Source organism: Humibacter sp. (assembly GCF_051954055.1).
GTDB lineage: Bacteria > Actinomycetota > Actinomycetes > Actinomycetales > Microbacteriaceae > Humibacter.
Genome location: NZ_JBQCIE010000124.1, coordinates 1 through 3,835, shown reverse-complemented (window position 1 = coordinate 3,835; position 3,835 = coordinate 1). Strand labels below are relative to the sequence as shown.

The following is a 3,835-nucleotide window of genomic DNA, read 5'->3' as shown; positions in this document are numbered from 1 at the left end:
ACGACGAAGGCCGCCCCGATGAGCGGGACGGCCTTGGTGTGACGTCGATCGATCAGTAGCTGTAGTTGTAGCTGGCCGAGGCGATGGCGGTGATGACGATGATCAGAATCCAGAACAGGATCAGTGCGACCGAGACGAAGCCCAGGATGATTCCGGTCAACCACAGTCCCCTCGACCGGGGCTCCCGTGATTTGGCGAGGAAGCCGAGCACGATGCCGGCGATGCCGAACAGCACGCCCCATCCGACCGAGATGACGCCGATGATGCCGCCGATGAGCGCCAGGATGCTCAGGATCGGGGTCTTGGACGGCGCCGGCGCGTACGGCTGCCCGTACTGCGGGGCACCGTAGGGCGGCTGTCCGGGCGCGCCGTACTGCGGTGCAGGCGGCTGCTGCGGAGCGCCGTAGGGCTGCTGCGGAGCGCCGTACGGCTGCTGAGGGGCACCGTAGGGCTGCTGGGGTGCGCCATACGGCTGCTGCGGCGCGCCATAGGGCTGCTGCGGAGCAGCGTAAGGCTGCGGCGGGACCGGCGGAGCGGGCTGCTGCGGCGCACCATACGGCTGCTGCGGCGCACCGTATGGCTGCTGCGGCGGCACGTTAGGCTGCGGCGGCGCGGGAGGTGTGGCCGACGGCTGCGGCGGCGCAGGAGGCGCGGCCGACGGCTGCTGCGGCACGGGCGGTGCCGTCGGCGGTGCGACCGGCGGCTCCTGCTGCGGTGCGCCACCCGGCGCCGGCACCTGCTCCGGGTTCTGCGGAGCGTTCGGGTCGGACATCTGAACTTCTTTCGTCAGACCGCGCGACGCGGCGCTCGGACCATGCCCGAGTCGCCGCGCCGCGGATGGATCAGTAGTTGTTGAGCGACGAGCTCACCGAAGCGAGAACCGCCACCAGGATGATGATGACGATGATCTCTAGCGCGATGGCGACGAAGCCGAGGATGATACCGGTCAGCCAGAAGCCCTTCGCCTGCGGCTCCTTGCTCCGCCCGAGGAAGCCGAGGATGACCGCGGCGATGGCGAACAGACCACCGAAGTAGAAGAAGGAACCGACGATTCCGACGATGCCGCCGATCAGCGACAGGATGCTCAGAATCGGGGACTTCTGCGCCGGAGCGGTGTACGGCTGGCCGTACTGCGGCGCCTGGGGAGCGCCGTACTGCGGTGCGGCGGGCTGCTGGGGGGCGCCGTACTGCGGCGGCGCAGGCTGCTGAGGCGCAGCGGGCTGGGGAGCCGGCGGCTGCTGCGGCGAACCGGCCGGGTCCTGAGGAGCGTTGGGATCGGACATGTGCTTGATCCTTTCGAATGGGCCGGTCGTCAGTAGCAACCGGTCGTAGATCACTCAGGACTGAACCTGAGCGAAAGCTGTGTATGCCAATGCTGGCATCCGCCTTCAGGGGTGTCAATGCATGCCGTGTCCGGCGTGTCGGACTGTCACCCCCGTGAACGAGTGCGCATCCTGCACGCTATTCGTGCCGACAATCCGGCGCGATGGGTAGCTGTCCCCATGCGGCCGGCACTACCCTGCGAGCCGTCTCAGACCTGAACGTTGGTCACGGGCAGCGTCGAGTCCGCACCGAAGTCGAGGCCGCTCGGAGCGTGGCCGGCCATGATGCGCTGCGCGGCGAGCGCGGCGATCATCGCGCCGTTGTCCGTGCACAGGGACAACGCGGGAATGCGCAGCCGGATGCCGGCGGCATCCGCTCGTTCCTGCGCCAGCTGTCGAACGCGCGCGTTGGCCACAACGCCACCGCCGAGCAGCAGCCGCGGGACCTCACGGTCGATGCACGCCGCGATCGCCTTGCGCAGGAGCACGTCGGCGACGGCCTCGCGGAAGCTCGCGGCCACATCGGCGACGGGGACCGGCTCTCCGGCATCCTCTCGCCGCTCAACCCAGCGCGCGACCGCGGTCTTCAGGCCGGAGAAGGAGAAGTCGTAGCGGTGCTTCACGAGGTCCTTGGGCAGCGTGAGTCCACGGGGGAAGCGGATGGCGTCCGCATGCCCGTCGACGGCGACGCGGTCGATCTGCGGCCCGCCGGGGTACGGCAGCCCGAGCACGCGGGCGACCTTGTCGAACGCCTCTCCCGCCGCGTCGTCGATGGTCTCGCCGAGCAGTTCGACGTCGTCGGTGAGACTGCGCACGTGCAGCAGCGAGGTGTGTCCGCCGGAGACCAGGAGCGCGATGGTCGGCAGTTCGAGCTCGCGGCCCGGGCCGCCGTCCGCGTCGAGCAGGTCGGCTCCAACGTGACCGACGAGGTGGTTCACGCCGTACAGCGGTTTGTCGAGCGCGACGGCGAGCGCCTTCGCCGCCCCGACCCCGACCATGAGCGCGCCGGCGAGGCCGGGCCCACTCGTGACCGCGACCGCGTCGACCTCGTCGAGACGGATGCCCGCACGCTCCACTGCCTCCGTGATGGTCGGCTCGAGCGCCTCGAGGTGCGCGCGCGCGGCGACCTCGGGCACGACTCCGCCGTAGCGGGCGTGCTCCTCCATGCTGGAGGCGATCACGTTGGCGAGCAGCCGAGTGCCGCGCACGATGCCGGCGCCGGTCTCGTCGCACGACGTCTCGATGCCGATCACGAGTGGTTCTGCGGTCACGCTTCGGCCTCCCCCAGCGTGAGACGCATCACGATCGCGTCGACGTCGTCGGGCTGGTAGTAGTGCTGCCGCACTGCGATGCTCCGGAAGCCGAGGGAGTCGTAGAGCCGCTGCGCGTTCGGGTTGTCCGCACGCACCTCGAGGAACACCTCGCGGGCGCCACGGCGGGCCGCCTCGCCGATCATGGCCACCATCAGCGCGCGGCCGAGGCCCAGCCGCCTCGCATGCGGCGCGACCGCGATCGTCTGGATGTCGGCATCCATGGCACCTGGCACCGCGCGCAGGCCCGAGTACGCGATGACCTCTCCGTCGCGCTCCACCACGAGATAGAAGGAGTGCGCCGCCGTCAGCTCGGAGCGCATGAGGGCGGGCGACCAGGCATCGGTGACGAAGATGGATGTCTCGAGCGCCATGATCGCGTCGAGGTCGTCGAGTGTGGCGAGGCGAAGGCCGGCCACCGCGTCCGCGTGCACAGCGCTCATGCCGTCACCCGCTTCGGGCCGCTCGACGGGGTGACGTCGGGCGAGCGGAGGTAGAGCGGACGGTCGTCGGCGAACGGCCGCCGCGCCGCGTACAGCCATTCCGCGAGCAGGCCGAGCTGCCCGGCCGAGACGGATGCCGCGTCGTATCGCGGCACGTCCGCTCCTTGCAGGGCTGCCCGTTCGAGCTCGTCGGGCTTGGACAGCCCGGGTCCGCCGGTGCGCAGCGGGATGCCGAGCTGGTCGACCCCGCCGTACGTGCTCCAGTAGAGCTCTCGCCTGCGGGCATCCGTCACCACCAGCAACGGGCCGGTGTGGCCCCAGGCGTAGCGCTCGAGCGCGACGGCGTCGTGGCTCACTATGGGCACGACCGGCTTGCCGATGCCGAGCGCGAACGCCTTCGCCGCCGCGACGCCCACGCGCAAGCCGGTGAACGGGCCCGGTCCCATGCCTGCGGCGACTCCCGACAGCTCGTCCGGGTCGACGGATGCCTGGGCCAGTGCGTCCCGGATCATCCCGCCGATCACCTCGGCGTGACGCATCGTGTCGACCCTGGTCAGCTCGCTGAGCACGCCGCCCTCCCGGTCCACCACGGCGACGGACGTTCCTGCCGAGGTGTCGATCGCGAGGAGCATCGTTCCAGCGTAGGGTGTGTCTCTCAATTCGGGGTCGGGTGAGGATGTGCTCGGTGCGGTCGATCGCAAGGACGAGGAGGAGAGCGTCACTGGTGGTGACGCCGACGACGAGGACGCAGGGAGCGGCC

The 3,835-nt window shown here is 70.2% G+C and carries 5 protein-coding genes; all 5 read right to left on the bottom strand.

The window, feature by feature from the left end; translation table 11 throughout:
• Positions 1 to 52 precede the first annotated feature (52 nt).
• The 5 genes from ACTHNC_RS16575 to tsaB all read right to left on the bottom strand — a co-directional run bounded on the left by ACTHNC_RS16575 (position 53) and on the right by tsaB (position 3,707).
• On the bottom strand, positions 53 to 772 hold the full coding sequence (locus tag ACTHNC_RS16575) for a DUF4190 domain-containing protein (RefSeq protein WP_440295727.1): 720 nt from the start codon (positions 770 to 772) through the stop codon (positions 53 to 55).
• A 70-nt stretch (positions 773 to 842) separates the two neighbouring features.
• Positions 843 to 1,283, bottom strand: coding sequence for a DUF4190 domain-containing protein (locus ACTHNC_RS16570; protein WP_440295726.1), 441 nt, complete (start codon positions 1,281 to 1,283; stop codon positions 843 to 845).
• Between the two features lie 248 nt (positions 1,284 to 1,531).
• Positions 1,532 to 2,593: a tRNA (adenosine(37)-N6)-threonylcarbamoyltransferase complex transferase subunit TsaD gene (gene tsaD / locus ACTHNC_RS16565; RefSeq protein WP_440295725.1), complete on the bottom strand. Its 1,062-nt coding sequence runs from the start codon at positions 2,591 to 2,593 to the stop codon at positions 1,532 to 1,534.
• Positions 2,590 to 3,075: a ribosomal protein S18-alanine N-acetyltransferase gene (gene rimI, locus ACTHNC_RS16560; protein WP_440295724.1), complete on the bottom strand. Its 486-nt coding sequence runs from the start codon at positions 3,073 to 3,075 to the stop codon at positions 2,590 to 2,592. The genes tsaD and rimI overlap by 4 nt, the downstream gene beginning before the upstream one ends.
• The gene (tsaB, locus tag ACTHNC_RS16555) at positions 3,072 to 3,707 is read right to left on the bottom strand and encodes a tRNA (adenosine(37)-N6)-threonylcarbamoyltransferase complex dimerization subunit type 1 TsaB (protein ID WP_440295723.1); all 636 of its coding nucleotides are present in this window, start codon (positions 3,705 to 3,707) and stop codon (positions 3,072 to 3,074) included. Before tsaB ends, rimI begins: the two co-directional genes overlap by 4 nt.
• Between the last annotated feature and the right edge of the window lie 128 nt (positions 3,708 to 3,835).

Coding starts and splice junctions, on each gene's coding strand:
- ACTHNC_RS16575 (WP_440295727.1), bottom strand. CDS start 772: ATGTCCGACCCGAACGCTCCGCAGAACCCGGAGCAGGTGCCGGCGCCG.
- ACTHNC_RS16570 (WP_440295726.1), bottom strand. CDS start 1,283: ATGTCCGATCCCAACGCTCCTCAGGACCCGGCCGGTTCGCCGCAGCAG.
- rimI (WP_440295724.1), bottom strand. CDS start 3,075: ATGAGCGCTGTGCACGCGGACGCGGTGGCCGGCCTTCGCCTCGCCACA.
- tsaB (WP_440295723.1), bottom strand. CDS start 3,707: ATGCTCCTCGCGATCGACACCTCGGCAGGAACGTCCGTCGCCGTGGTG.